We start from the raw sequence: 26,186 nt of genomic DNA, 5'->3' as shown, positions 1-26,186 counted from the left end.
CAAAGATGAATCTCAGAAAAAACGGGCTTCTAGTCCGCCCTCCGGTTTGATTCAGCCAATTTGGTTTGACAGCGTTCCGATCGGGTCAATCGTAATGTCGATTTTGTCACCTGGCCGCAAGAATTTTGGCGGCTTAAATCCCTTTCCGACTCCAGACGGCGTACCGGTGGCAATGATGTCTCCCGCTTCAAGCGTCATCCCCTTTGAGAGGGTTTCAATTAATTCCGGAATGGAAAAGATCATATCGCTTGTCGCACCGGATTGGCGCAGCTCGCCGTTGACTCTTGTTTCAACCTTGAGGCGCCCAGGCTCCTGAATGGATGATTTATGTACAAGCACGGGCCCCATTGGACATGTCGTATCCAGGCTTTTTCCCATAAAAAACTGCTTATGCCTTTTTTGCAGATCACGCGCCGTGATATCATTCACAATCGTATATCCAAAAATATGGTCATAGGCGTCTTCTTTTGAAATGCGAGTGCCGCTTTTTCCGATGACGACAGCAAGCTCTCCTTCATAATCAAGCTGAGAGGTGACCTCTTCATGGCTGTTTACGGTATCACCGTGCCCTGTTACCGTTACCGGCGATTTTGTAAATACCATCGGATGCTCCGGAATGTCAGCTTCGCTTCCCATTTCAATCGCATGATCCCTGTAGTTTTTGCCAATGCAGATGATATTTTTTGACGGCTTAGGAATGGGTGCATGAAGCTTCACCTCTGATAATGAATACATAAATGATCCCAGCTCATCATTCGGTTTCTTTGCCCACTCGGCCAGTTGCCTTGCATGCGCAACAAATTTATCCCCTACTGCGATACATTCAATCAGCGATCCCGGAATCGTTTCAAGTTCAAACAGTTTTTTTTCAGCCTTTTGCAAATCCATGATCTTCTCATCATCAATGATCAGGCCGACAAACATTCGGTTGTAAAGTTCCCCTGTCGCAAATTTCATGTTATTCCTCCATCATCTTTTAAATCAGAATGCTCCTTCATGTATTCTCTGTCGAATGCCGAAATCCCTTTTTCCCATATCCGTTTTCATTTCGTTTCAGGACGGGCTTGCTGCACATATCATACAAATGTCGTTTTGAGGAGGAGGCAAGAATATGAAGAGCGTGCATTTATTTTTTCATCGGCAGCAGCTGAATTGTAAAGGTACTGCCAAAGGGCTTCTGGTGACAAACCGATCAGTTTCTCCCATTCTTCTCACACAGCGTGACAAGGCGGATAAGGTATCCTATGAAATCAACTGGGAAAAGTCTCTGCTTGGTGAAAGCACACTTTTTTTGAATGCGGAACAGGATGATCCGTCCATGATGCGGCGCAGGCTCGCTTATTGTTTTTTTAACCAGATCGGCGTTCCTGCTCCCGCTGCCTCGTACAGCTTTCTGACCATCAATGGCGAGCCAGAAGGCATTTATTTGAGCATCAAGAACCATCAGCTGGCCGATAGAACAAGTTACCGAATAAGGACAGCCGATCCGAGAGTTCCGCTGTCCGTTTTTAGAAATGAATCTTCGCCGTTCTTATACGAATTTCTGACGCTGATTCGCACAGCTGGAGATGATGAATTGGCTGAACGCATTAAAATGTATCTGGATGTCAAACTGTTTTTTTTATGGCTGATCGGCAGCGCCTGCACCAATCAAAGCTTTTATTACACGTTTTGTTTAAACGAATCGGGCCGGCTTCACGTTTCCCCGATAGAGACCAGATCACTTGCCGCACACGGAATATCTGACGAAGACCCTCTGCTGACAAAAGGACGGACGCTTTCGTCAAGGCTTCTTGCCATTCCCGCCTTCAGGTCTCAATATCACACGTTAATGAAAAACGTGCTGAACCGGTCATTTACCATTGAACGATTGTCACCTTTCATCAGCGAATGGCACCTTGACATTTGTCAAAAAGCTGATGATGATCCTTTCATAAAAAAAAGACCCTTGCAATTCGAAAAGGAGCAGACAAATATACTTAGAGAAATTGAGGAGCGGCAGGACTTTTTGCAAGTACACTTAGCAAGACTATAGTCCTTTCCTCCATTAATAAGGCCGCAGCAAAAATTGTCGCTTTTTTTGTCAAATTGACGAAAGGCAACCTTTTCAGCCAAAATAGGTTATACTAACGATATCCTGCGTTTATATAAAAATAAAATCTAGAATTGGAGATAGCGTAATGAACAGTAAAATTGAAGAAATGAGGATCACACTAATAGAAACAGCACAAAAATACGGCATGAATTCAAAGGAAACGATTCAATGCAGCCAAAAGCTGGATAGCCTGCTGAACACCCGACTTAAAGAGGAAATGATTTTTGGGGGATATTCCGAAAACTCCCGTATGTAAATCATTATCTATAACAATTTGAATACACCACATGTAACTCCGCTTTTTACTCAGCACATCTGGATATACCTTGGGTCGAGAATATGTCCGCCCAAATATCGGAATACCGCAGCATGACATACTCCAAACGCATTTCTTCACGCAAAAACACCAAAGAAACTGAAACAAATCACGCAGGCGGATAGCGGCACGACTGCCGCATTTCCGCTCAATTGATACAATACCGGCTTTAACGAGAGCGCTTACATTTAAACTCGATATGCCCACCTTTAAATTTCTCTCACACATATGTGCGATTGTCATAAGCTATCGTGAATAGCCCAATTAAAATTAAATTCATTTTTACTTTACCTGCCTTTTTTCAATTTTTCAATAAAGGATGTGCTCGTATGCCGGCCATTGTCGGAGCGTTTAAAATTAATGCGATTGGTACGAGCGGAGTCATTCACATCGGGGACTGTATTACGATTTCTCCTCAGGCCGAGGTCAGAACGTTTGCCGGTGCAGGCAGTTTTAATACCGGCGACAGCCTCAAGGTGATGAATTACAAAAACGCGACGAATGTGTATGACAACGATGCAGTTGATCAGCCGATCGCAGGGAATGCGTAAAAGGAGTGTGCTTCATGAACTTTTATATTAATCAAACCATTCAGATTAATTATCTCCGGCTGGAATCAATCAGCAACTCCTCCATTCTGCAAATCGGAAGCGCCGGGTCCATTAAATCGCTTTCTAACCTGTACAATACAGGCAGCTATGTAGAAGCGGCTCCCGATGTTTCCGCTCAGGGGCAGCCAGTCGAATTACAGGAGCCCGATACAGGTTCATTGGTTCCGCTCCAGCCTCCTGGCCGTTAATCATATGAAAGAGGTGAAAGACATGTATGATCAATCTGTTTCCTCTTACTTGCAAAACTTGAATTCCTTCGTTCAGCAGCAGGCGCTTCATATACAGCAGCTCGAACGTCAGCTGAAAGAGATTCAAACTGAAATGAATACGATGAAACAGCGGCCGGCCACTACCATTGAGCGTGTGGAGTATAAATTTGATCAGCTGAAAATCGAAAGGCTGGACGGGACTTTGAATATCGGCTTAAATCCGACAGACCCAAACAGCGTCCAAAATTTTGAAGTCAGCCAAACAGCACCTGAAATCGGGATGATGCAGCAGGAAGAGAGCGCTCAGCTCATGCAGCAGATCCGCCAGATAGTTGACATGTACTTAACTGAGGAAATCCCAGAAGTTTTGGAGCAGCTTGAAAACCAATATAACAGCAGGCTTGACGATACAAACAAACATCATGTCATTGAAGACATCAGAAAACAAATGGACAGCCGAATTCACTATTATATGTCCCATATCAAAAAAGAAGAACATACACCGCCTAAACAATATGCGGAACATATCGCTGAGCATGTGAAACGTGACGTGATCCGTGCTGTAGAACATTTTCTGGAACATATCCCATCCGAAATGAAAGGAGATGAGCAAGCATGATCTTTACAGTCATCAACCGCAACCTGGAAGTCGGGGATATCCGGATGAATGGTGTTTCCAGCTCTTCTGTTTTCCACATCGGAGACACTGAATCTATCTATCTGTCTTCTATTTTTGATACTCCGCCAGAATCTCTTATTATCGGGCCGTTTGCTCCTCTGCCGTCAGAATAATGTTTAAGCGTATATCCCGGATCAGATTGCTTAACATTAACTCACTGGGAATAGCAAGTGTGTTTCAAGTTGGCGACACAAACGAAATCGATATGAGTGTAAAAGTATTTTCTGTTCAGCGCTCACTGTCCACGTTTTACCATAATGAAGGCTCATTTAACAGAAAGGAATACCAGATCTTTCAGCAGCAGGCAGTGAAGCCGCTTCCCGAAACAGGTGTACAAAGCGCATTTTGCCACGAAGTGCCGGTTATTCATGTACGCAATATCAAAATTCAAGGGGTCTCATCCTCTTCAGTTTTTCATGCGGGCTCAGCTTCGGCCATACGCGGCGACGCGCGCATTAAACATATCCGGCAGATTCAGTCTCCGCGCTCACAATCGCCAGACAAGAGCATATAATAAACAGAGACTTCGATAAAGGGTGTCGTTTATGCCAGCAATTGTCGGGCCTATAGCTATCAATTCCATATCGGGCGGAGTCGTAAACTTTGGTGATTCCTTTTACCTTTCTCCGAAAAGCTCTTCAAAATCTGCGCTCGGTTCGGGAGCAGGCAACACGGGAGATTTCCTTCTATTAAACAACGCAGTCAACGCGACAAATTATATAGACCCCGATGTCAGTGATCAGGATATGGTTGGAAACGGATAAAAGCAGCCACTCTGCAAAGAGAGGGCTGCTTTTTAGTCATTTTTTCTTTTTTCGTTCATTTGATTTCTTTGTTTTGATCAGCTTCTCAGGCGGCTGTTTTCTGATCCATTTGACAAACCGGGCAAGCTGTGGATCACTTCGGAGTTCATCTATTCCGTTTAAGCGAACGGCAAGCTCTTGATTGGTATATAAGGCATGAATCTGTTTATGGCAAGGAATACAGAGCATCGCTGTCGGCAGAAACGTTCCGCCTTCCTCTTTCGGTGTGAGATGGTGCTCTGTCAGCTGGACATCGCTCCGGCCGCACAGCTCACATATTCCGGCGATCTGCTTTGCCATATCCTCTCCTCCCTTACATCAACTCAAGTGATATCCGTGTTCCGCGGCCGCTCGGTTCAGCCGGATGTACGATCAGCTTTTTCGGAAGCCGGGCCCGCAGTTCCTGCACATGGCTGATGACACCGACAGACAGATTGTCTGACTGCAGTTTTTCCAAGGCTGTCACAACCGTATCAAGCAGATCTTGATCCAGGGTACCGAACCCCTCATCTAAGAAAAAGAACTGGAGCGGGTATTCTCCGCGAAGCTGGATCTGCGCAGACAGCGCTAGAGCAAGCGAAAGTGAGGTGAGGAAGGTCTCTCCCCCAGATAAGCTGGATACCGGACGTTTGACGCCTCCATTCGCGTCATCCCGCATCACGAATCCGCCTTCTGAATCCACTTCAATGGCATAGCGCTGTCTCGTCAGCATGCCGAGTCTTGCTGATGCGTCCCGCGCAACGCTTTCAAGCTGCTCTTCTGCTAAAAATTCCACGAAGGTATTGCCTTTAAACACAGCTTGCAGCTTGTCCAGCCTGTCGATATGCGTCTGCCATTTCTTCAGTTCGGCTTCAATTTCGTTAAACCGTTTATGCTGATCGCGGATGACGGCCAGCGCTTTCGCTGCTGCGCCTTTTTCCTCTATAGCAGCGCCAAATGCATCCTCAGCTTCTTGTAATGCCGTAACGGTTGCTCTCCATTCGCTCTCTGATAAGGCTCTGCCGGCAAGTATTTCTGCAACTCGTTCTAAGTTTGCAGCATTTTGCTTCAGTTTATCCTTAAACTGATCTATATCCTCTTTCATCTTTTCAAGTTTATCAGCTGGGACAAGACTTCGTTCCACCTCTTCAGTCCGGGTAAAACGGGTGCCTTTCGCATGCTCAAGCCAAGCAGCTTCCGCTTTTTCCAATCTGTCCTTCGCCTCTTTAAGCGTGAACTCACTTGCTGAAGCGCGGCTTTTCGCCTGATTGAGCATCGATTGGGTGCTTTGCAGTTCATCATACAGAGACTGCTCTTTTTCCTTTAACAGCTTTAAATCCTGAAGGACAGAGCGGAGTTTGATTTGGATCGAATCTCCTTTTTCGTAATCTCCGAGCTCTTGCTCATAATCAGCCATCACGCTCTTCATGCGTTCAGCTGCATAATGAAGCTCCAGCTTTTCCCGTTCGAGCTGGTGTCCCGATTCCCGCAGCTTTTCCTTTTGTGCTTCATGCTCAGCAAGAAACGCGATGCTCTTCTCAATCCGTTTTTCACATTCTTCTGCAGCCCGATCCTTTTCTTCAATGGCTTGCTGCCATTTTTCCGCTTCATCCACAGACTGATCCCGAAACGCTTCTTTAAACATTTCCAGGCGGCTGTCCATCGAGGACTGAAGCTCGGCGATGTTGCTGTCAATCCTGTCAGCCTCTCTTTTTTCAAAACCGATTTTTTCATTAAGCTGATCGGCTTTTTTTAAAGACTCCTGGTAGGCGCTGATCACTTGTGCCATTCGTGTTTTAACAGAAAGAATATCCTGTTTGACTCGCTTCCATTCAATTGTGGCTGTATCGAATGCCTCATGCATTGGCTGGTTCTCGTAGGAAGCTGCCGCTTCAAGATTCGGTGCTTGAATTGCTTGCAAAAACGGACACTGTTCAATAAAGCGCGCGGACTGTTCTTCAAGCGTGATTTTGGCTGAAAGAATCTCCTGGCTGAGAACTGCCGCTTCCGTCAATAACACATCTGTCTGTTTGATATTCTTTTCAAGATTGCTGTCGAGCTCATATGTTTCATGTACTGAGGCAGACGGATCATGATGGGTTGAACCGCAGACCGGGCAGGGCTTTCCGGCGGTCAGCTTTTCGGCTAACTCTTTTGTGAGCAGCGCCATTCTTGCTTTTTCACGCTGCGAGTGAAGCGTTTGCTGTCTCTTTTTAACCTGCTCAGTCATACGTGTTAATGAACGTTCCGTCTCACACACCATATGGTACACGGTTTGTACAGCCTCATATGCCTGAATAATGTTGCTTTTTTCCGCTTCCGTCTTTTGAACGAGTGTACCCTTCTCCTCATTCATCTTCTGAAGCACGAGGTTCAATGCGTCACTTCGTTTTTTCTCTTTTATAATTTGCTCTTCAATCTGTCTGATGCGCAATGCCATTTCTGCGGCCTGCTGGCAGCTTTTTCGCTCATCGGATGTCACTTGCAGGGATTTGAGCTGCTCCTTCAATTCCGTCTGTCTGTTTTGCCCTCGTGTTAGACGGTCTGTTACCGTCTCCAATTCATTCATTACAGATTGAAGAGCCTCTTCTTTCTGCTGGAGTTCAGCTTTTTTGCGCTCTTCCTCTTGCTTGGCCTCTCTCAGTTTGATTTCGATCTGCTGCAAGCGGGAAAGCTGTTCCTGCTCTGTTAAGAGCTCAGGCTCTTTCTCGCTTTTATGCCGGCGCCACGCTTCATACTCTTCATGTTTTTGTTGAAAAAAAGTGGTCCGGTCTGCTAAATCCTTTTGGGCAAGCGTATGTTCCTTTTCAGCTTTTTCCGTATGCAGTATCGCTTCTGCGTACCGATCAGCATAAGGCTTCAGAGCGGCGGCTGTTTCGGCTTCCAGCAGACGCCTTTGCATGCTGTCTACGTGCGGCTGTTTTTCTTCGAGACGTTTTTTCTCTTCCTCATAAGCGGCTTTTTCCTTCTGGACATTCCAAATCTCCTGGTGCTCCGTAAACCGCTCTTTTGCCTGATCACGATTCTTCTTCATCGTTTCCAGCCGGGCTTCAGCTTGTTCGAGAGCTTTTTCCGCGTGCTCAACCGCTTCTGAACTCGCCTCACCGAGACCGGATTGTTCAGCAAGCATTTCATTTTTCCTCGCATAGGCTTCCTGCGCCTGCCGTCTCAGCTTTTTCACAAGCCGGTCTCCATACTGCTCCAAATGAAATAAACGCTGAAGCATATGCCTGCGCTCCGCCCCTTTTAAAGACAGAAATTCAGCAAATTTTCCTTGCGGCAGGACCACCGCTCTCGTAAAGTCGTCGATCGTCAGTCCCAAGAGCTCCTCCACTCTTTTATTCACTTCGCTGGCTTTATCCGCCAGCACTGTCTGCTCGTCCCTGATTTCGATGAAACGGCAAAGTGCCGTTTTCACCTTCATTTCATCCGTTCGCTTAAAGACGCGCTCTACTTTATAAGAGATTTGATGATTTGTCTGAAGCGCAAAGGTAAAGGAAACAGACAGCGTATCTTCCGCATGGTTTAAAATCCCGTGCGTATTATTCGCCGCCCGCTCCACCTTTCCGTATAAAGCGAGCGTCATTGCGTCGAGAATAGAGGATTTTCCGCTTCCTGTCGGGCCGAAAATGCCGAAAACACCGGCACCGGAAAGCCCTTCAAAATCTATCGTCTGCTCCTCTCTAAAGCTGTGGAGCCCCTTAATGCTTAAGGCGATCGGCTTCATTTCGCATCCTCCTCTTCAACGCCTGATGCAAGCTCTAAAAACAGCTTCACCATTTCTTCATCCGGCACCGCGCCGCCAGTTTGTTTTTCATAAAACTTCTTAAAGCGGTCTTCGATCGACACATGCTTGACCTCGATCCGTTCCCGGTCGTTATTCTGTTCTTCGAAAACCGGCCTGATATGGATAAAGCCCGGGTGCGCCTTTCGTAGCCTGTGAATTTCTTCAAGTGACAGCTGGTCCGAGACACGGATTTCAAGGTCAATCCAGGCATTCTGATCCCTGCCTTCATCCAGCCAGCTATACACCTCGCTTAAGCCATTTGCGGCTTTCCACTTCACAAGTGGCTTGCCGCTTGATAATAATACCTCACGCCAAGAGGCCTCTTCCCCCGGCTTAGCATCCACGATCGTCACTGATTTAGCGTAGCCCGATTCAGAAAAGCTATAGGCGAGCGGAGAGCCCGAATAACGCGCAAGCGTCCGCGCCCGCTTGATCGTTTGCGGACGATGCAAATGGCCGAGCGCCACATAAGCTGCATCCGGCGGCAGGCTTTCAGCAGCTACCGTATAAGCGCCGCCGACTTCAATCGGCCGCTCAGAATCCGTTTGGTTGCCGCCTGCCACATAGATATGGCTAGCGGCAACCTTCACTGCATCCTTGCGGAACCGGCTTGTCATATGCTCAAACGCCTGCCTGATTTTCACGTCATAATGATCACGGAGCAGCTTTTCATCAAATGTATCGGAGAGCACTTCATTTAACCGCGCTTCAGATGGGTACGCCAGCGCTCCGACAGCCAAAAGCTCCCCTGCTGAAGGCACTTCAATATGAAGCGGTTCTGTTGTCGGATAGCCAATTAAATAAATGCCGTTTTCATGTGTCAGCGGTGAAGCAGCGGACAAACGGTCAGGGTTATCATGGTTTCCGGCAATGACAACAATTGGGCGCTTTCCTCTGTCGCTAAGCGCAGACAAGCTCTCATAAAACAGCTGCTCGGCTAAAGCCGGCGGGTTCACAGTGTCAAACGCGTCCCCTGCCATTACAATGGCATCGATCTGCTCTTCCTTTACAATCGTATTCAATTCATCAAGCACATCGGCCTGTTCACTCAGCCTGCTTCTTCCTTCTAGCGTTTTTCCAAGATGCCAGTCAGCCGTATGTAAAATCCGCAATGCTTTCACCTCTTTTTTGTATAGAAAACGAGATCCGCTCCGTCTGAATTCCCGGAGCTTACGGATCTCGCTATAATGTCAGAATGTGCCCTCCGTCAAAGAAATAAAGCGCACAACCCTTTATCTTTGTTTTTGCAATTTGCTCAACTGCCTTTGTGTACAGTTGAATTTGCGTTTCATATCGTTTCTTCAAGATCGGGGCCGCTCCTTCAAATCCGTGTTGGAATTTGCCCTCAATTCGGTCTGATTTATAGTCCAAGAGATATAAGCCGTCCTCAGTTTCATAGAGACAGTCGATGATTCCCTGCACCAAAAGCGGTTCATCCGCCTCCTTTGCGTCAGCATAGATCTCCTTGGCCGGAAGCGCTAAACTAAATGGCACTTCCCGATCCTTCCATGTAGCGGCGATCAGCTGTCCGCCGATTTCAGTATGGAAAAATCGCACGATTTCTTCAATATCAATAGCGGTTTTTTGTTCTTCAGTGAGCAGTTCTTTTTCGTAAAGCTTGTGAACCGTCTGCTCCGCTTCTTCTATCGTTGGGATATGTGTAAGCGGGATATGCTGCATAACCGTATGCATGGCCGTCCCTTTCTCCGCCGCAGTCAGGCCTTTTTTCATCATGAAAGCGGGACGCCTGTACAGGATGCTTCCGTCTGAAGGTTTAACGGGGGCCCGGCCGCTGTATTCATCCTCATACTCTCTTTTTCTCTTGATCTCGGAAACAGACTGCTTTGTCCGAATTTGCGTGACCTCGTGATGCGGATATGTCCAGCTCAGCTGCTCGCGGGCTTTTTCATCAAATGCAAACGATCCGGGAACATGTTCACCTTTGCGTATTGCTTCTAAGCGCTCACTTTTTTCTTCCGTTCTTTCTTGCAGATCATCATCCAGCAAATCATAAGAATGAATCATTCGAACGGCAAAACGAGCTGGATGTCCTGATATATCAGCATGCGTTGCCGCACCGTTTTCAGCCAAAACCTCCATATCTCTGTGTCTGGCAAGAGCCGGTCCGATGAAATCTAAATACGTTTTTGCCTGATAGCGGTCAAATTCCGGAAGAAGCCAGTCAGTTTGGGGCGCGGATGCCTGCCATTTTGCGAGCTGTTTCTGATGATCCTTGCACGAGCCAATCAGAAACAGTTTTTCTTTCGCTCTCGTTAATGCAACATAGAGGACACGCAATTCCTCTGACAGCAGCTCCCTGCGCATTTTTTTCTTCATCGCAATGAGCGGCAGCGTCGGGTAGCTGATGCGCCATTGCGGATGAATATACTTCGTGCCGAACCCAAGCTCCTTGTCCAGCAGGTACGATTTGTTCAAGTCCATCATGTTAAAATTCCGGCCGAGACCTGCTGCAAACACGACGGGAAATTCGAGCCCTTTACTGCTGTGGATCGTCATTAAGCGGACAACATCCTCCTGCTCGCTGAGCGCTCGCGCCGTTCCAAGATCATCGCCCCGCTCCTGCATGCGTTCGATAAACCGCAGGAAACGGAACAGGCCGCGAAATGCCGTCGATTCATATTGGCGCGCCCGGTCATAGAAAACACGCAAATTGGCCTGGCGCTGTTTTCCGCCCGGCATCCCGCCGACATAATCCATGTATTTCGTGTCGCGGTACACTTCCCAAATCAGCTCAGATACTGAGTGGTTTTTTGAAAACGCGCGCCATTTTTGAAGATGTCCGTAGAACGTTTCCAGCTTTTGATAAAGCTCGTCGTTGCGGTCGCCGGCAGCCAAATAGTCCTTCATTGCTTCATAGTACGGCGCTTTTTTATTTTCAAGCCGGATCAAAGACAGCTCGTTTTCATCTGCTCCGACAATCGGTGAGCGGAGAACAGAGGCAAGCGGTATATCCTGATACGGGTTATCGATCACCTTCAGCACAGAAAGCGCGACGGCAACTTCGACCGCTTCAAAATAGCCTGACGTTAAATTGGCGTAAACCGGTATGCCCTGAGCTCTCATCTCCTCCATGATTTGCGGCGCCCACGGCATGGAGCGGAGCAAAATCACGATATCGCGATATTGAATATTGCGGTGTGTTTTTGTTTTTCCGTCATACACCTTAAATGGCGATGAAATCAGTTTACGAATTTCCCTAGCGATCGCTTTCGCCTCGAACTGCACCGTTTCCAGCTCTTCTGCTTCATCGCCTGCATCCGTCTCTTCTGCGTTGTCGATCAGCAGCAGCTCCGTTTTTGTCTCAGCATTGTCCGGATACGCCGCACCAAGCTTTAGCTCAGCTTGTTCGTCATAATCAACCTCACCAATTTTGCCGCCCATAAGCTGTTTAAATAAAAAGTTTGTGCTATCTAAAATATCAGCCCGGCTCCGGAAATTTTTATTCAAGTCAATTTTCCGTCCCGTGCCTTCTCCGTTCTCTGTAAACCGTTTGTATTTGGAGAGGAAAAGAAGCGGCTCTGCCAGCCTGAATCGGTAAATCGACTGTTTGACATCTCCTACCATAAACAGGTTGCCTGTTTCCTCCGGTCCGCTTGTGACGAGCTGCAGGATCGATTCCTGCACAAGGTTGGTATCCTGATATTCGTCAACGAGCACCTCATGAAACTGCTCTTGATAAAATCTTGCTGCCTCGCTCGGCTTGCGCTCACCTGTTTCATTCTCGGCTGTCAAAATGGATAAACAGTAATGCTCCAAATCAGAAAAATCAATGATTGATTTTTCCTGCTTCGCGGCTTCGAACCGTTTTCCATAGCTGATGACAAGCTGTATGAGCGTTTCAATGACAGGTTTTATGTCGGCCAAGCTTTTCAAATGCTGTTCAGGACTTCTCGTGAAGTAGTCGGCTTTAAGCTTTTCAAGCAGTTTTTTTGCACCGTTTCTCAAATCTGTCACTTCTTCAAGGAGTGCAGGATCAAACTCGTCCCCTTTTACTGCTTTCGCGCGCTTAAAAGAGACTGCGGGCACCCGCTTATAAAGCTCGCTGAAATCACCCTGATACTGAATCAGTTCATCAATCTGCGCAAGATCATCAAGAAAATTGTCAGCGCGCGGAGCGGGACCGCCCGGCACTTTCGTCAATTCAAGCGCGCGCTGAAGCTTTTCCTTCGCTCCGTTAAGCACCATCGCAATATCCTCTTTGACATATTGATAAAACGGAAGCTCCTCTATGGCGCTCTTTTCCGAAACATCATACAAATGAACAAAGCTTTCCAGCCATGCCTCCGGGTTTGGGTGGGAACGGGAATACTCGTACACCTGTTTGACGAGAAATTGCAGATCCAGATCGTGCCGATCTGTCGTGTAGCGGTCAACAAGCTCAAAAAACGCCTTTTCGCCCTTTGCATATTCGTCTTCAAACAGCTCGTCCAGCACCTCATCCCCAAGTAACTCGCCTTCTGTCTGATCAGCAATCCGAAAGCCCGGATCAAGATCGATCAAGTAGTAATATTTCTTCAGCACTTGCAGACAAAAGGAGTGGAGTGTCGAAATACTGGCCCGGTTTAAAAGAGACAGCTGGCGTCTGATATGCAGCGAGCCAGGATGTTTTACAAGCTCTTTTTCCAGGGCATCAGCGATCCGGTGTTTCATCTCTGCCGCTGAGGCGTTTGTAAATGTCACAACGAGAAGCCGGTCTACATCAATCGGGTTGTCTTCCGCGGTGATTTTCCGGATCATTCGTTCAACAAGCACAGCGGTTTTTCCGGAGCCCGCCGCCGCTGCTACGAGAATATCCTGGCCGGTTGAGACAATGGCATTCCATTGGTCATCTGTCCATGTGCTGTCTGCCGGTTTAGGAATGTTCATTGCCATCCGCCTCCTTTTTTATCCACTCAAGTATCGTCTTATCCTTTTCAGCCTTTAACGGGCGATACTCGTTCTCTTCTAATGATTCATCAAATTGGCATACTGATTTGAACGCACAATATGTGCACGGCGTCTTGTTCTTCATTTTATAGGGCTCAATCGATACGCGTCCGTCGGTGATTTGTTCGCCTGCTTCTTGGAAGGTGCGGCGCACATGTTTCGTCAACAACTCAAATTCCTTTTCGCCGACTGCTGCTGAGTCCGATCTTAGAGAGCCATCTTTTTTCAAACCCGCATTGATAATATTTGACCGTCCCTCTTGGAGGGTTGTATCCATAAGGCGAACCGCTTCCTGATCACCGAGGAGCAGGCCCTTCATTTTAAATTTCTTAAAGATCTCCTGTTCAATCTCGTCAAGCCCAAGCGGGAGATTAGATTGAATCATCGGGTCATGAATATGGAAATACAGCACTCCTGCCGGCGTCGCCCTCATTCCGAGCCAGTCGGCTGAATGAGTAATCGATAAATCAAGGTACGTCAGCATTTGCAGCGCCAGTCCGTAATAAACTTCCGCTAAGTCAAGGCCTTTGTCGCTAGATTTATAATCGACAATCCTTAGAAGCAGGCCTTTTGAGCTTTCTGCTTTATCAACACGGTCAATTCGCCCGACAAGTTCCATCGTGCAGCCGTTTTTCAGCTTAAAGGTCAGCGGCGGAAGCGGCCCTTTTCCTCCAAATCCCAGTTCAAGCCCGATAGGCACAAACCCGCTCGCTTTCGCATGTTCGCTTAAAATACCGGACACACGTGTCACAATTTTTTGCAGTTTTTCCTTCACATAATAATGCCGGTTTGAACTGAGTAAAATTTCTTTTTGCAGTTTCGGCGCCAGCCGCTCTACCGCATCATAGGAAAACAGTTCGCACTGCTCTTTCGTTAAATCGCGCCAATCCATTTTTTGCTCGCGCAGCCGGTCTGAAATCAGCTTTAAGCTGGAATGAAACAACTGGCCGATATCCGGTGCTTCCAGCTTGAAAAATTGCCGTTCCTTTAGATGCAGCCCATGTGATGCGAAATGGGAGAACGGGCACGCGTTAAAGGTTTCCATTCTCGATACACTGCCTTGAATGCGTTCACCGTAGAGCTGTCTCGATACGCTGCGTTCAAGCTGCTTCACTTCATTCCGGAAAAACAGGCTTGAGAACAGCTTTTTCGATTGCAGCTTGTCCGGCTCACTCATCAGCACATTGTACGTGCTCCACCAGACGTCGCTGATATCGTATTCCCGAGTCCATAATCTGAGCTGGCTCGCGGTAAAGGACTGTGCCACGCTCTTATTGACGACATACATCAGCTGTTCCTCATCGCTGACCTGTTCAGGTTCATTTGTCAACAGCCGCTCCTTATGCTGAGGAAACAGTTCTTCCAGCCGTTTAATGACAATCGATGGCAAAAGCGTTTTTCCTTCCGCATCGGCAATCGGATACGATACGTAAAGCCGGTCAGACGGACTGGAAAACGCCATATAGATGAGGAAATGCTCATCAAGCAAACGCTCCCGTCCGCCTGAGGAAAGCTCAATTCCAATTGCTTTCAGCCATTCCCTGTCATCGTCCGACAGCACCCCATTTTCATCAGGGCGTGCCGGCAGAACGCCATCGTTTGCCCCCAGCACAAAGGTGCAAGAGGTGCCGTACATTCTGGATAAATCCATATTGCCGACAAACACCTGGTCAAGCGCAGGCGGAATTAGAGAAAATGAAAGCGACTCCGCGCCGGCTTCCATCATTTGCTGAAACAAGTCAAGAGAAATCTCATCATCCCCCATCATTTCAACAAACTCCTCAAGAAGCTGAATGACTGCATCCCACGCCTGCTGATGCTGCTGCGCTTCAATGATTCTGCCGTCTTCCTCAGCACGCTGTCTTTCCTGATCCAGCTTCAGCGGTACATCCGTCTCTTCTAGATAGCGGTAGAGCGCCTCCGCCTTCTCCTGAACCGTCTTTGCTTTTTTCATTCGTTTTTGCAGCTGAAAAAGCGGCGGAACAATCCAGTCGCGTGTGTCATTCAGCATGTTTTCCATTTCGATTTCCTGATCGGTCTGCACAAAATCATCATCCAATGAGACAAAACGTCTGTAATGAAAACGGTCGCCCTTTGTCCAGCGATCGCCTTTGATCCCGTAGGCGATACAGTAATTTTCAAGCTGATCGACCTGTTCTCTTACCTTAGTCTTCGGCTCGTTAAGCGGGAATAGCAGTTCGGTTTTCACGCAGCGAAACACCGCTTCATAACGCCAATTCCCTCTCAGAACATCTATACTCGACCGGATAAATTCGATTAACGGATGGTTCAGCATAGATGCTTTTCCGTCAATGAAATAAGGAATCTCGTAATCTGCGAAAACTTCCTTCACCATATCCTTGTAGTCTTCCGGCTGGCGCGCAAGAATCGCTACATCTTTATAGCGATAGCCCTTCTCTCTGACAAGAGTGTGAATTTCCCGGGCAATGCCTTCCAGTTCGGCTCGTCTGTTTGCGGCCTGCATCACAGTAAAGGCCTCTTGTTTTTCTGCGTACGGGATGGCCGGGCGTGCCTCATACTGTGCCTCTAGATGTGCCAATTCCGGCGTCTGCGTATGCCGTTCAGTCCCGCTTAGCTCTTTATAGGTAATGTCTAAATTCAGTTCCTTCGCCTTCTGATGCAGACGGTAATACGTTTTTCCCGTCATTCTGAACAATTCCAGTTCATGCGGCTCCCGCTCATAAAACGGCTTGTCCGCTGTCAGCGAAAACGTGATGTGTTCTGCATGAACCATAAGCTGCTCCAACACCCTGAATTCCTGCGGCGTAAACTGATAAAAGCCGTCCACATAGATATGCGCGCCTTTTATATCGTCCGCGAGCGGAAGATGCTCTGCCAGCAATGTCAAATAATCCTCAGAGTGAAGATATTGATCGGCAAGGCTTTTTTCCATTTGCTGATACAGAATCGATAAGTCATGGAGCTTTTCAGATAAAACACGTTCTCCGCGATACTCGGAAGCCGTTCCGCTTTCCGCCATCCGGCGGATATCCTCCGGTTCCAGACAATACCGCTTAAACTCTGTCAGCATCCGCTCAACCTGTGCGGTAAATCCGCTTTTATCACTTGCTTTTTGATAGACTTTAAACTCCTGTTTATGCTCCTCAATGAGCTTCCGCAGGAGCATCTGAACACCTGTGCTCGTAAGAAACGGCCTGCTCATTCCTCCCGTATGCTGAAGGACGCGCCAGGCCAAACGTGAAAAGCTGAACACTTGAGCACGTATCATTCCGCCCATATCAGGCGTTTTAGCAAGCTCGTATTCCATTAAAAACGTCATTTGATCCGGGACTAGAAAAATGATCGGTTTCCCGAATGGAGCCCGGCGCAGTTCATCCTGAATGCTGTCGATGATCAGCTTCGTTTTTCCACTCCCGGATCTGCCTACTAAAAACTCTGCTCCCAATTTAGAAGACCCCTCTCTTTTTATCTCTATATATTTTATCGAATGTTGACGAAAATGACCAATATGATCTATTGGTAATAACGGCCTTTTCACATATAAAAAGCTGAATTTCTCCGCACATGTCTTCCTGCCCTCCATATACTTCTATAGAAGCCCAATTCCTAAGAATGGAGTTGAACCGTTTTGCAGAACAGCTACTATCCTTTTCCAGCGCCATACCGGAAAGATTCTGTTTTAATTCTGAATCTGAAAAAGGCCATTAACGCAGAATTCAGCGCGATTCAATGCTATCGCAAGCTTGCCGTACTTACCCACCGCGATGAAGTCAGAAAGCAGATTGAAGAAATCAGGCGTGATGAAATGCGCCACCTCCGAGAATTTTCCACATTGTACGGTGCCATTACCGGCAAACACATCATGCCGAAACAGATGGAGGAATGCCCGGACACTTTCAGAAAAGGGCTGAATACCGCTTTTAAAGATGAACAACAAACAGTCGACTTTTACTTGCGTGCGGCCGAGGAAACCTCAAACTTAAAAGCAAAAGGCATCTTTACGCGCGCCGCACGGGATGAACAGCATCACGCCGTCTGGTTTCTATACTATCTGATGGAACGTTAATATACCCGTTCAGCGTTCAGGGATAAATGTACATATCCATTACCCAAAAACACACTTCCCTGTTTTTTTCAAATGCAGCTGGGAAACATAAAACCATACACTGCCATACAGGAGGAATCCACCATGGAGCAAAATTTAGAAGCTTGTATTGAGGCTTGCATCGATTGTATGGAAGCTTGCAATTATTGTTTTACAAAATGCCTGGAAGAAAGCGCGCATCACGATCTCAGCGGCTGCATCCGGCTTGACAGGGAATGCGCAGATATTTGCACGCTGGCAGTCAAAGCCATGCAAACGGACAGCCCGTTCATGAAAGAAATTTGCGCACTTTGCGCCGATATTTGTGAAGCGTGCGGCACTGAATGTGAAAAGCATGATCACGATCATTGCCAAGCATGTGCGAAGTCCTGCTTTGCCTGCGCTGAACAATGCCGCAGCATGGCAGCGTCTTAAAAGACGGAGAGGGTTCCATAATAGAACCCTCTTTTTTTATTTGGACAGCCACACGGAGTACAAATCAATCCACCCCTCTTCATCAAGCATCAGGCCTTTCACATTCTCACTTGATGTCACCTGCAGCACATTTTGATACAGCGGAATCGCATTGAACTCCTGTATAAGCTGACGGTCAATGTCCCGCAGCATATGGATTCTCGAACAGCGGTCAGACATTGAAAATATGCGTTCTGTCATTCCTGAACATATCTGTTCCAGCTTTTCAGATAGATGCTGACACAAAAAACTGTTCTCCGACAGCAGCAAATGCAAAAAACCAAACTCACTGTCTTGATAAAACGTCGCACTGTCATGAATAATATCCGCCATCTGCACGGTTTCGTGCCGGCGCAGATCAGCAGAATCACAGAACTGAAGTGTAAGCCTGATGCCATGTTGGGCGCAAACATTTTGAATCCACTCGGCATCCTCACGATGATCCGTTTCCGAAAAGGTATACAGCACCAGTGTTTCTCCCTCATAGCCGCTCTGCTTCAGCAATTCAGAAGGTGAAACGCCTCCCCACTCAAAAGGGCCCGGATGCACAAAAGACGTAACCGGGGTTTTGCGGTGCCCTCCCGCTTCACGAACGAGCCGTTCAGAGGAAATCAGCAGGCGGAGCGCTTTTCTAAAGCTTCGGTGCTGAAGAGGCCCCTTCTTTTTCAGATTGAGTGACAAATATTGAACATGCCGCTCATCAAAAACAGTTTGCTGCTCAGAAAATGTTTGTTTTTCTTGAATGGTAAAACTGTTCATCTCTCCGGCTTGTTCAGAAAAGACAAACTCAACGCGATCCAAAAAGGGCCGTCCCTTGAAGTAGCGCTCATTGGCTTCAAGCACAAGCATCTGCCCGCAATGCTGATTCACCCGAAAAGGCCCTGTTCCATTGATCCCGCTTCCCTGTTCCGCCGGCAGAATGGACAGCCGTTCATCACAAAGAACATACGGCAAAAGCTCATTCGGCTTATCAAGTATGATCTCCACACAATAAGGCCCATTTTCTAAGACTTGTTTCACTCCGTGTAACAGCCATTTATAAGGGTTGTCAGCTTGTGTCAAAAAGCGCTGAAAGGTAAACGCAACATCCCGCGCTGTCAGCGGCTGTCCATTATGAAAAGACACACCCTTTCGGAGATAAAATCTCCATCGTTTTTTCCCGTCCTCTTCCCAGCCATGAATCAATTGAGGCTTCGGCTCCTGCACAGCCGGATCAAACGTGAGCAATGTATCAAATATCTGCTTGACGAAATGCCCCTCAGACCGCAAAAATATTTGGCACGGGTCCAAACTGCTGACAGATTCAGGGGTGATGAACAGCCGGAGAACATCCTTTTCTCCATCCCGGCCGGTTTCTGTCACAAAACCGAATACCTCAGAAAACCACATACCATATTCGGTTTGAAGCCCCGGAAACGCGGACTGATACTGCTGAAGCAGCTCCTTTGCCTTTTTAAGCTTTCCAGCCATTGTATATTCCTTGGCAGTTTGAAGAAGCAGTTCCTCAGGCTGGCGGAGAAACGCGATTTTTGATTTGTGGCCGCGCCCTGCCCCGCTTTCCCGTATGATCCAATTCTTGTTCTCCAGCTTATGTAATATAAGCTTTGCATTTCTTTCTGTGCAAAATAAACAGTCAGCAACTTCAGTGAGCGCCATTTCGTTCATTTGTCCATATACAAAACGTCCTGTTTTTACTAGTGCCACGTAGTGCTCAATCAGCTTCAATTCACGCACCTCCCAACAAAAGGGGAATCTTTTTCTCTTATTGTCTTCACTTTTTGGGCCGCCGCCCCTTCTATACACTACTACTATATCAAACACCGAAAGGCGGCGATCACATGTGGGCCATTTTTCAAGCTATAAAATCGAGATATACCGCTCCAGTTTGGCTCCGCTTTATCGGCGAAATGCTGACAAGCCTGACAGGTGCAATGATGGGTCCTTTTATGGTGCTGTATCTGCATGAACAATTAAACGGCAGTGTCATGATTCCGATGCTTATTATCAGCCTTCAGCCATTTGCTGATATTTGCCTGACACTCGTTGCAGGACGGGTAACGGACCAGCTCGGGCGGCGCACAGCGATTCTGATCGCATTGCTGCTGCAATCAGCGGCTATGGCGGGATTTGTATTTGCCAATCATGCGTATGTTTTTGCCATTCTCTACGTCATGAATGGCATCGGGAGATCGTTGTACATACCTGCTTCCCGCGCCCAGATCGCTGAAAGCACGCCGGAAAGCAGACGTTCGGAAGTGTTTGCGGTTATCAATGCGATCTATTCGGCGGGCCTGACGGCAGGGCCGCTAGCGGGGATGCTGCTGTACAATCACAACCCCGTGTGGATATTTGCTTTAGATGCTGCGGCATTGTTCATCTACTTTCTGATCGCTGCACTGAAACTGCCAGAAACAAAGCCGCTAAAGACAGCTGTAACATCGGAAATGTCCGAGAGCTTTACGATATACAGGCCTGTACTGCTTCTATTGCTGCTTTCTCTCCCCATCAGCATGTTATACGCGCAAACAGAAACAACATACAGGCTGTTCAGCAAAAACATGTTTTCTGATTATCTATCCATGCTGACCATCTACTCGGCCGCAAAAGCTTTATTCAGCTTTGTTCTCCAAGTTCCTCTGGTAAAAGGGACCGAAAAGCTTTCAATGAAAACAATCCTTTTCATTACTTATATCTGCTACTCACTTGCGGCTGCCGGCTTTGCATGCTCAACCTCCCTGACAATGCTTTTAGTGACGGCAGCGGTGATGACAGTTGGTGAAAGCATCGGACTAACTCACATCCAGACTTTCATTTCGAAATTGGCACCGCCTCACTTGCTCGGCCGTTTTTATGCGGTATACGGCCTGCATTGGGATATATCCCGCTCAATCGGACCACTGGCAGGCGGGGTAATCCTGACATCGTTTGGCGGGGAAGTGATTTTTTACGTCCTTGCCGTGTGTTTGCTGGCAGCGGGTTTATGCCTGACTTACACAATAGAGAAGCTCGAACACAAAGTCATAAGAAAAGTGAATGGCTAACAGAAAATAATTCATAATTTCTTTATCAACGAAAATATACTATAGTAATTATACATTCACTACGTGAACAATTGGAGCGTTACTTGAAAAGGAAGAAGGGTTTGTATTGAAGAAAGACGAAAATCTCCTCAAAGATCTATGGTTTATCACAATCAGTGCAGCCGGGGGGTTTATTCTTTCATTAACCGGAATATCGATTGGATGGATGATCGGAACGCTGATTGTCGCCTGCTGTCTCGCTATGATACGGCCGCCATGGCTGATGATGGCGCCAGACCAAAAAGGGATTAACCGCCGTTGGCTCGCCCTCGGGCAGATGATCCTCGGCATCGAATTAGGCCAAAAGCTGAACTTATCCGTTCTTTCTGTCCTCAAAGACCATTGGTTTTCAGTCGGCGTTATGCTGATATTGTCTATACTGCTGGCCATGCTGTCAGGATATGTGCTCTGGCGTTTCAGCAAAACGGATATGATGACAAGCTTTGTCGGCACGGCTCCCGGCGGGCTGTCCGCTATGCCGAGCATCGCGCAGGAGGTCGGCGCCAATACTGCCATTGTCAGCCTTGTTCAAATGATGCGGGTGCTGCTCGTGGTGCTTTCCATTCCGTTTTTAGTCATTCTGATCTATACAAAACAAGATCGTTCTGTTAGTGCCGCAGCAGAAACACTTTCCTCAGCAACGGCGGATTTTAGGCTCGCTCCCGTTCTGTGGACCGCCGTCCTTATTCTTGCTGCCTGGGGAGCTTGCAAAGCTGCAAAATATTTAAGATTTCCGGCTCCATGGCTGCTCGGCAGTATGCTCGGTGTGGCACTTTTGCATGTTGGCGGAGCTGCGGTGACGGGACACGACATGACGGCTTGGTGGCCGTCACAGGCTAACCATGTATCGCAAGTATTTCTCGGGGCCACGATCGGCTCTAAGATGTACAAAAGCATGTTTTCCGGCGTCAGCCGCATTATCATTGTCGGGTTTGTCTCGTCCGTCGGTTTAATCGCAGCTATGTTCTTGAGCGCCGTGATCGTTTCCAAGCTGACAGGAATCTCGCTCATCACTTCTGTTCTGGCATTTGCGCCCGGCGGCATAGCAGAAATGGCGACGACGTCCGTTACCTTGCATGCCGACTCCACCTTTGTCGTTGCGGTTCAGGTTATACGCGTCATCCTTGTCATTGCCTTATTGCCGCCGTTTTATCGTTTGCTTCACCATCTCCATGGTGAAAAAAAAGGCAAAGAGAGTTCGATAAGCGGCAGCAATGCCTAGTTGGAAAAACAAACAACCCCACATTGTGGACTTAAGCAGAAAAGGGAAGGAATGAAACTATTCTGTAGAGTATGGAAGACTTCAAAATGGGGCAGGCAAGATAAATAAAAGGGTTCAAGAACTTTTAAATCACAAAAGAAAATTTTTGTTGTTAATCGAGACAGTACTGGATCAACAAAAGATTATTCGAAAGTATGAGATGTGTTAATTGAGATTACTGACACAAATGAATTACAAGTAAAAACGGATACAGCATTAGGCAACGAGTATTAAAGAATCTGGTAGATTTAAGTAGGAAGAAGAAATAATTAACGTTTATGGTATAGGAGCATTTATGAGAAAAACAAGCTTCCTGATTGAAAAAGAGGTTAAATATAATAACCTCTTTTTCTTATATAAAGATATAAAATGATAAGGAAGTGAAAACCTATAGTTAAGTTGATTCTCTTATAATAAGATTTGTTGGCAGTTTAATAATTCTTCTATTTAAAGAAGTGTTATCCAAAATAGACTCTATTATTTTCAACACAGCCTGTTGACCTAATTCTATTATGGGAGTATCAATTGTTGTTATAGTCGGAGTAACTACTTGGCAAATCGATTGGTTGTCAAAACCAATTACAGCCAAGTCTTCTGGAACTTTAAAGCCATTTTTATCGCCTGTTTAATAATCCCTGCGGCGACTTGATCATTTCCTGTAAATATTGCTGAAGGTCTGTCCTTTAGATCCTTTATCTTATGAAAAACACGAAAGCCATCCTCGATATTAAACAATTCTCCAAATATCCATTCGTTTCTATGATGTAAATTGTAATCTTGTAAAGCTTTCAAGTAACCCTCTTTCCTCTGACATTGAGCTTCGCTATATGGAGTATCAAAACAAAATCCAATTTTTTTATGCCCTCTTTCAATTAAATGTACGACCCCCATGTATGCGGCTTCAAATTCATCATACCCAATTATCGTAATGTCCGCCGAGTGATGATATTCATTACATAATAAGATAGGACCATACTTTAAGAAAGGGGATATCTTATCCCATTCATTTTCTAAAGTTCCAAGAATAATGCCATCAACTTCTTTGTGTTTCAATAACTCTAATAGTTCCAGCTCTGTCTGTTGGTCATAAAAGGTTTGACATACAATGACCTTGTAATTCTTAAACAGCGCTTCATGAGAGACCCCTTTTATTAATTGAGCAAAAAACGGATGGTCGATACTCGGAACCGATAAAGCTATCGTTTGTGTCTTATTTCTCCTAAAATTCCGGGCTAAATAATTGGGAGTGTAGTCAAGTTCGTTAATAGCCTCTAAGATCATATCTCTTTTTTCTTTCGACACATAAGGATGATTATTCAATACTCTTGAGACTGTGGTTTTAGACACATTGCACAATTTTGCTATTTCATCAATTGTAGGCATATTTTCCCTTCCTCAAAAAAAGTGATTGACATGTTATCGGTTTCAGAAATTAGGATAAATTTGTATCAAATTTTCCAGATTATAAAATCATTGGAGGTACTGTTCATGCAAAAACAAGTTAAGGTTTCAGGTAAAAGTAAAGAAAACATGTTACTCCTCAAACACTTAAAAGGTGACGTACAAGGAAAAGAACTTGTTATTGAAGACAGTATTGTAAACGAGCGATGGAGACAAGTATTAAAAGAAAATACAGATATTGAAAACGACCTTTTCAACTACCAAAAAAATCGTGAAATCAGTAAAGTCCCTTTTATGCCTGTAGACAGATTAATAACCAATGATGAAGTGGATGATATCTTACATACATTAACTACAGTTTTGCCAACTGGATGGAAAATTTAAGGCTATGAGCAATTTGAAAAAAGTTTTATCTATATATTTACATAAAAGGTATGTTATTGCAACCAGCAGTGGAACGGATGCTATTATGATAAGATTATTGGCTTTAGAGTCAAACCGAGGGGATGAAGTAATCATGCCAGCTAATAGCTTTTCAGCTACTGAAAATGCTGTGTTAGCTTTGGGAGGCGTTCCTATCCATACCTATCTTGTAGATATTAACCCACAAACATTCTGCATTGATCCTAACAAAATTGAGGAAGCAATAACTCCTGATACAAAGTTTATTCTACCTGTGCATTTATACGGAAAACATTCAGATATGAAGCATATCCCTCAAATAGCAAATTGTTTCGAATTGAAAGTCATTGAGAATGCTTGCCAAGGAATTGGACTGACAGACTTAGGAAATCATGCAGACATCACTACATTAAGTTTTAATCCATATAAGAATTTTGGTGTAATGGTTCATACACAAAAGGCTCATAGCCAGGTACTGCATTTGCCATTATATCCGTCATTTACTTTAGAAGAACAAGACAGAGTAATGGAGGGACTGTTTCATGTTATTAAGCAAGAAGTCAGATTATAAAACGTTACCCAAGGTTGAACATCCTAAATATATTGTTTTTTGTGATTTTGATGAAACGTATTTTCCACATACAATCGATAAACAAAAACAACAAGACATATATGAACTCGAAGACTATCTAGAGCAAAAAAGTAAAGATGGGGAACTACTAATCGGATGGGTTTCTGGGAGTAGTATAGAATCTATTCTCGATAAAATGGGACGAGGAAAATTTAGATATTTCCCGCATTTTATAGCTAGTGATCTTGGAACTGAAATTACGTACTTTTCAGAGCATAATTTCGGACAGCAAGATAATGAGTGGAACAGTCGTATAAATGAAGAGTTTAGTAAAGAAAAGATTGAAATACTTGTGAAACAGTTACATGAAAATCATAACATTCTTTTGAATCCTCAAACTCAATTAGGAAAGTCGCGGTATAAGCATAATTTTTATTACCAGGAACAAGATGAAATAAACGACAAGAAAAACCTGTTAGCAATTGAAAAGATCTGCGAGGAATTCGGAGTTTCAGTTAATATAAATCGCTGTAATCCCTTAGCAGGTGATCCAGAAGACAGCTATGATGTAGATTTTATCCCTATAGGAACAGGAAAGAATGAAATTGTAAAGTTTATGTTAGAAAAACACAACCTAAATCCCGAAAAAGCTATCGCATTTGGAGATAGTGGAAATGATGTTCGTATGTTACAGGCAGTAGGGAATGGATTTCTACTAAAAAATGCAACAGAAGAAGCCAAAAACTTGCACCACCTGATCACTGATAGTGAGTACTCAAAAGGAATTATGAATACCTTAAAAAAATTAATTGGATCATGAGGAGGAAATAGAGTATGAAGAAGATCCGTATTATAGGTGCAGGTGGAATTGCAAGAGCACACGCAACTGCTATATCTACAATTAAAAATGCAGCGTTAGCAGGAGTGTAGGACATAAATCAACTAAATGCGGAAAACTTTGTGAAAACTTTCGGTGGGAAGACATATGAAAATGTATATGAACACAAATTAAAAACAAAAGAGGATAAACAGGTACTAGTAGTTGACTATGCAGAAATTTATGGTCAATTGAAGAACAAGGTATTTGTAAATATCATCACATCAAAATGTTCTGTACCTGAAGACTGTGGTTTTAGCATTGAGGTAGTTGGACACAAAAAAGAGTTTAAATACCACACAGGTAATCCTCACGTTTACAAGCTCATAGATGGCTTGAACGTGGCAGACTGCCCAGTACCGCAAAGTCTATTAAACGATCCGCCAAACGAATTTTATGGTTGGGCTGATTCTTTTAGAAGCGAGTTAATCAATTGGATTGCTTCAACTCATAAAGATTGGGTTGAGATCTCTTCTTTTAAGGGATGGTTTTAGATCTCAGAAAGTATTAGACATGTTCTTTGAGAAAGATAGCAACTCTCAAACAAAGTCTGTTTTAGCAGTCAACTAGTATTTCAAAGAGATAAGTTACTGAAAAAGCAGGAATGTATGTTCCTGCTTTTTCATAT

The 26,186-nt window shown here is 45.5% G+C and carries 20 protein-coding genes and 3 pseudogenes; 15 read left to right on the top strand and 8 right to left on the bottom strand.

Going from position 1 to position 26,186, the window contains the following annotated elements; all coding sequences use genetic code 11:
* Positions 1-51: 51 nt before the first annotated feature.
* The gene (locus MOF34_RS03775; protein WP_268398580.1) at positions 52-957 is read right to left on the bottom strand and encodes a fumarylacetoacetate hydrolase family protein; all 906 of its coding nucleotides are present in this window, start codon (positions 955-957) and stop codon (positions 52-54) included.
* A 154-nt stretch (positions 958-1,111) separates the two neighbouring features.
* Here MOF34_RS03775 and MOF34_RS03770 point away from each other — a divergent pair, with 154 nt between their 5' ends.
* The 8 genes from MOF34_RS03770 to MOF34_RS03735 all read left to right on the top strand — a co-directional run bounded on the left by MOF34_RS03770 (position 1,112) and on the right by MOF34_RS03735 (position 4,674).
* Positions 1,112-2,035, top strand: coding sequence for a CotH kinase family protein (locus MOF34_RS03770; RefSeq protein ID WP_268398577.1), 924 nt, complete (start codon positions 1,112-1,114; stop codon positions 2,033-2,035).
* Positions 2,036-2,180: 145 nt separating this feature from the next.
* Positions 2,181-2,351 (top strand): aspartyl-phosphate phosphatase Spo0E family protein, encoded by a 171-nt coding sequence (locus tag MOF34_RS03765; protein WP_268398575.1) that lies wholly within the window; start codon positions 2,181-2,183, stop codon positions 2,349-2,351.
* Positions 2,352-2,740: 389 nt separating this feature from the next.
* Positions 2,741-2,962 (top strand): spore germination protein, encoded by a 222-nt coding sequence (locus MOF34_RS03760; RefSeq protein ID WP_003224441.1) that lies wholly within the window; start codon positions 2,741-2,743, stop codon positions 2,960-2,962.
* Positions 2,963-2,976: 14 nt separating this feature from the next.
* A complete protein-coding gene (locus MOF34_RS03755) occupies positions 2,977-3,210 on the top strand; it encodes a spore germination protein GerPB (RefSeq protein ID WP_019713894.1) in 234 nt (77 codons plus the stop codon).
* Positions 3,211-3,232: 22 nt separating this feature from the next.
* Complete coding sequence (locus tag MOF34_RS03750; RefSeq protein WP_268398572.1) at positions 3,233-3,850, top strand: spore germination protein GerPC; 618 nt, start codon at positions 3,233-3,235, stop codon at positions 3,848-3,850.
* On the top strand, positions 3,847-4,023 hold the full coding sequence (gene gerPD / locus MOF34_RS03745) for a spore germination protein GerPD (RefSeq protein ID WP_014113307.1): 177 nt from the start codon (positions 3,847-3,849) through the stop codon (positions 4,021-4,023). The genes MOF34_RS03750 and gerPD overlap by 4 nt, the downstream gene beginning before the upstream one ends.
* The gene (locus MOF34_RS03740) at positions 4,023-4,424 is read left to right on the top strand and encodes a spore germination protein GerPE (protein WP_268398570.1); all 402 of its coding nucleotides are present in this window, start codon (positions 4,023-4,025) and stop codon (positions 4,422-4,424) included. Before gerPD ends, MOF34_RS03740 begins: the two co-directional genes overlap by 1 nt.
* A 31-nt stretch (positions 4,425-4,455) precedes the next feature.
* Positions 4,456-4,674, top strand: a complete 219-nt coding sequence (locus MOF34_RS03735; protein WP_010333667.1) for a spore germination protein — start codon at positions 4,456-4,458, stop codon at positions 4,672-4,674.
* Between the two features lie 36 nt (positions 4,675-4,710).
* Here the strand turns inward: MOF34_RS03735 and hlpB are convergent, their stop codons facing one another.
* The 5 genes from hlpB to addB all read right to left on the bottom strand — a co-directional run bounded on the left by hlpB (position 4,711) and on the right by addB (position 16,853).
* Positions 4,711-5,013 carry an HNH nuclease-like protein HlpB gene (gene hlpB, locus MOF34_RS03730; protein ID WP_268398568.1) on the bottom strand — a complete coding sequence of 101 codons (303 nt, stop codon included), beginning with the start codon at positions 5,011-5,013 and terminating at the stop codon, positions 4,711-4,713.
* Positions 5,014-5,026: 13 nt separating this feature from the next.
* The gene (gene sbcC / locus MOF34_RS03725; RefSeq protein ID WP_268398566.1) at positions 5,027-8,419 is read right to left on the bottom strand and encodes an exonuclease subunit SbcC; all 3,393 of its coding nucleotides are present in this window, start codon (positions 8,417-8,419) and stop codon (positions 5,027-5,029) included.
* Positions 8,416-9,591: an exonuclease subunit SbcD gene (gene sbcD / locus MOF34_RS03720; RefSeq protein ID WP_019713889.1), complete on the bottom strand. Its 1,176-nt coding sequence runs from the start codon at positions 9,589-9,591 to the stop codon at positions 8,416-8,418. Before sbcD ends, sbcC begins: the two co-directional genes overlap by 4 nt.
* 70 nt (positions 9,592-9,661) lie before the next feature.
* The gene (gene addA, locus MOF34_RS03715; protein ID WP_268398563.1) at positions 9,662-13,366 is read right to left on the bottom strand and encodes a helicase-exonuclease AddAB subunit AddA; all 3,705 of its coding nucleotides are present in this window, start codon (positions 13,364-13,366) and stop codon (positions 9,662-9,664) included.
* Positions 13,353-16,853 (bottom strand): helicase-exonuclease AddAB subunit AddB, encoded by a 3,501-nt coding sequence (addB, locus tag MOF34_RS03710; RefSeq protein WP_268398562.1) that lies wholly within the window; start codon positions 16,851-16,853, stop codon positions 13,353-13,355. The genes addA and addB overlap by 14 nt, the downstream gene beginning before the upstream one ends.
* A gap of 183 nt (positions 16,854-17,036) precedes the next feature.
* On the opposite strand from addB, the gene MOF34_RS03705 reads away from it, so the two are divergent.
* Together MOF34_RS03705 and MOF34_RS03700 are read left to right on the top strand one after the other, a co-directional pair.
* On the top strand, positions 17,037-17,474 hold the full coding sequence (locus MOF34_RS03705) for a ferritin family protein (RefSeq protein WP_268398560.1): 438 nt from the start codon (positions 17,037-17,039) through the stop codon (positions 17,472-17,474).
* Between the two features lie 123 nt (positions 17,475-17,597).
* Entirely contained in the window at positions 17,598-17,927 is a 330-nt protein-coding gene (locus tag MOF34_RS03700; protein ID WP_268398559.1) for a four-helix bundle copper-binding protein, read from the top strand.
* Between the two features lie 36 nt (positions 17,928-17,963).
* Here the strand turns inward: MOF34_RS03700 and MOF34_RS03695 are convergent, their stop codons facing one another.
* The gene (locus MOF34_RS03695) at positions 17,964-19,691 is read right to left on the bottom strand and encodes an ABC transporter substrate-binding protein (protein ID WP_268398558.1); all 1,728 of its coding nucleotides are present in this window, start codon (positions 19,689-19,691) and stop codon (positions 17,964-17,966) included.
* 113 nt (positions 19,692-19,804) lie between these two features.
* On the opposite strand from MOF34_RS03695, the gene MOF34_RS03690 reads away from it, so the two are divergent.
* Entirely contained in the window at positions 19,805-21,007 is a 1,203-nt protein-coding gene (locus MOF34_RS03690; RefSeq protein WP_268398556.1) for an MDR family MFS transporter, read from the top strand.
* A 106-nt stretch (positions 21,008-21,113) separates the two neighbouring features.
* On the top strand, positions 21,114-22,268 hold the full coding sequence (locus MOF34_RS03685) for an AbrB family transcriptional regulator (RefSeq protein ID WP_268398555.1): 1,155 nt from the start codon (positions 21,114-21,116) through the stop codon (positions 22,266-22,268).
* Between the two features lie 433 nt (positions 22,269-22,701).
* Here the strand turns inward: MOF34_RS03685 and ntdR are convergent.
* A pseudogene (gene ntdR, locus MOF34_RS03680) lies at positions 22,702-23,690 on the bottom strand (NTD biosynthesis operon transcriptional regulator NtdR).
* Between the two features lie 105 nt (positions 23,691-23,795).
* Between ntdR and MOF34_RS03675 the strand changes: the two are divergent.
* From MOF34_RS03675 to MOF34_RS03665, 3 genes and pseudogenes are all read left to right on the top strand, one after another.
* Positions 23,796-24,681, top strand: a pseudogene (locus MOF34_RS03675) (aminotransferase class I/II-fold pyridoxal phosphate-dependent enzyme).
* Positions 24,653-25,501 (top strand): HAD-IIB family hydrolase, encoded by an 849-nt coding sequence (locus tag MOF34_RS03670; RefSeq protein WP_268398553.1) that lies wholly within the window; start codon positions 24,653-24,655, stop codon positions 25,499-25,501. The pseudogene MOF34_RS03675 and the gene MOF34_RS03670 overlap by 29 nt, the downstream one beginning before the upstream one ends.
* A 14-nt stretch (positions 25,502-25,515) precedes the next feature.
* Positions 25,516-26,128, top strand: a pseudogene (locus MOF34_RS03665) (Gfo/Idh/MocA family oxidoreductase).
* The last annotated feature ends 58 nt before the right edge of the window (positions 26,129-26,186 follow it).

The sequence above is a fragment of the Bacillus sp. T17B1 genome (genome assembly GCF_026796395.1).
Classification (GTDB): domain Bacteria; phylum Bacillota; class Bacilli; order Bacillales; family Bacillaceae; genus Bacillus; species Bacillus spizizenii_A.
This window is presented reverse-complemented; position numbering and strand designations above follow the sequence as displayed.

Coding starts and splice junctions, on each gene's coding strand:
- MOF34_RS03775 (WP_268398580.1), bottom strand. CDS start 957: ATGAAATTTGCGACAGGGGAACTTTACAACCGAATGTTTGTCGGCCTG.
- MOF34_RS03770 (WP_268398577.1), top strand. CDS start 1,112: ATGAAGAGCGTGCATTTATTTTTTCATCGGCAGCAGCTGAATTGTAAA.
- MOF34_RS03765 (WP_268398575.1), top strand. CDS start 2,181: ATGAACAGTAAAATTGAAGAAATGAGGATCACACTAATAGAAACAGCA.
- MOF34_RS03760 (WP_003224441.1), top strand. CDS start 2,741: ATGCCGGCCATTGTCGGAGCGTTTAAAATTAATGCGATTGGTACGAGC.
- MOF34_RS03755 (WP_019713894.1), top strand. CDS start 2,977: ATGAACTTTTATATTAATCAAACCATTCAGATTAATTATCTCCGGCTG.
- MOF34_RS03750 (WP_268398572.1), top strand. CDS start 3,233: ATGTATGATCAATCTGTTTCCTCTTACTTGCAAAACTTGAATTCCTTC.
- gerPD (WP_014113307.1), top strand. CDS start 3,847: ATGATCTTTACAGTCATCAACCGCAACCTGGAAGTCGGGGATATCCGG.
- MOF34_RS03740 (WP_268398570.1), top strand. CDS start 4,023: ATGTTTAAGCGTATATCCCGGATCAGATTGCTTAACATTAACTCACTG.
- MOF34_RS03735 (WP_010333667.1), top strand. CDS start 4,456: ATGCCAGCAATTGTCGGGCCTATAGCTATCAATTCCATATCGGGCGGA.
- hlpB (WP_268398568.1), bottom strand. CDS start 5,013: ATGGCAAAGCAGATCGCCGGAATATGTGAGCTGTGCGGCCGGAGCGAT.
- sbcC (WP_268398566.1), bottom strand. CDS start 8,419: ATGAAGCCGATCGCCTTAAGCATTAAGGGGCTCCACAGCTTTAGAGAG.
- addA (WP_268398563.1), bottom strand. CDS start 13,366: ATGAACATTCCTAAACCGGCAGACAGCACATGGACAGATGACCAATGG.
- MOF34_RS03700 (WP_268398559.1), top strand. CDS start 17,598: ATGGAGCAAAATTTAGAAGCTTGTATTGAGGCTTGCATCGATTGTATG.
- MOF34_RS03690 (WP_268398556.1), top strand. CDS start 19,805: ATGTGGGCCATTTTTCAAGCTATAAAATCGAGATATACCGCTCCAGTT.
- MOF34_RS03670 (WP_268398553.1), top strand. CDS start 24,653: ATGTTATTAAGCAAGAAGTCAGATTATAAAACGTTACCCAAGGTTGAA.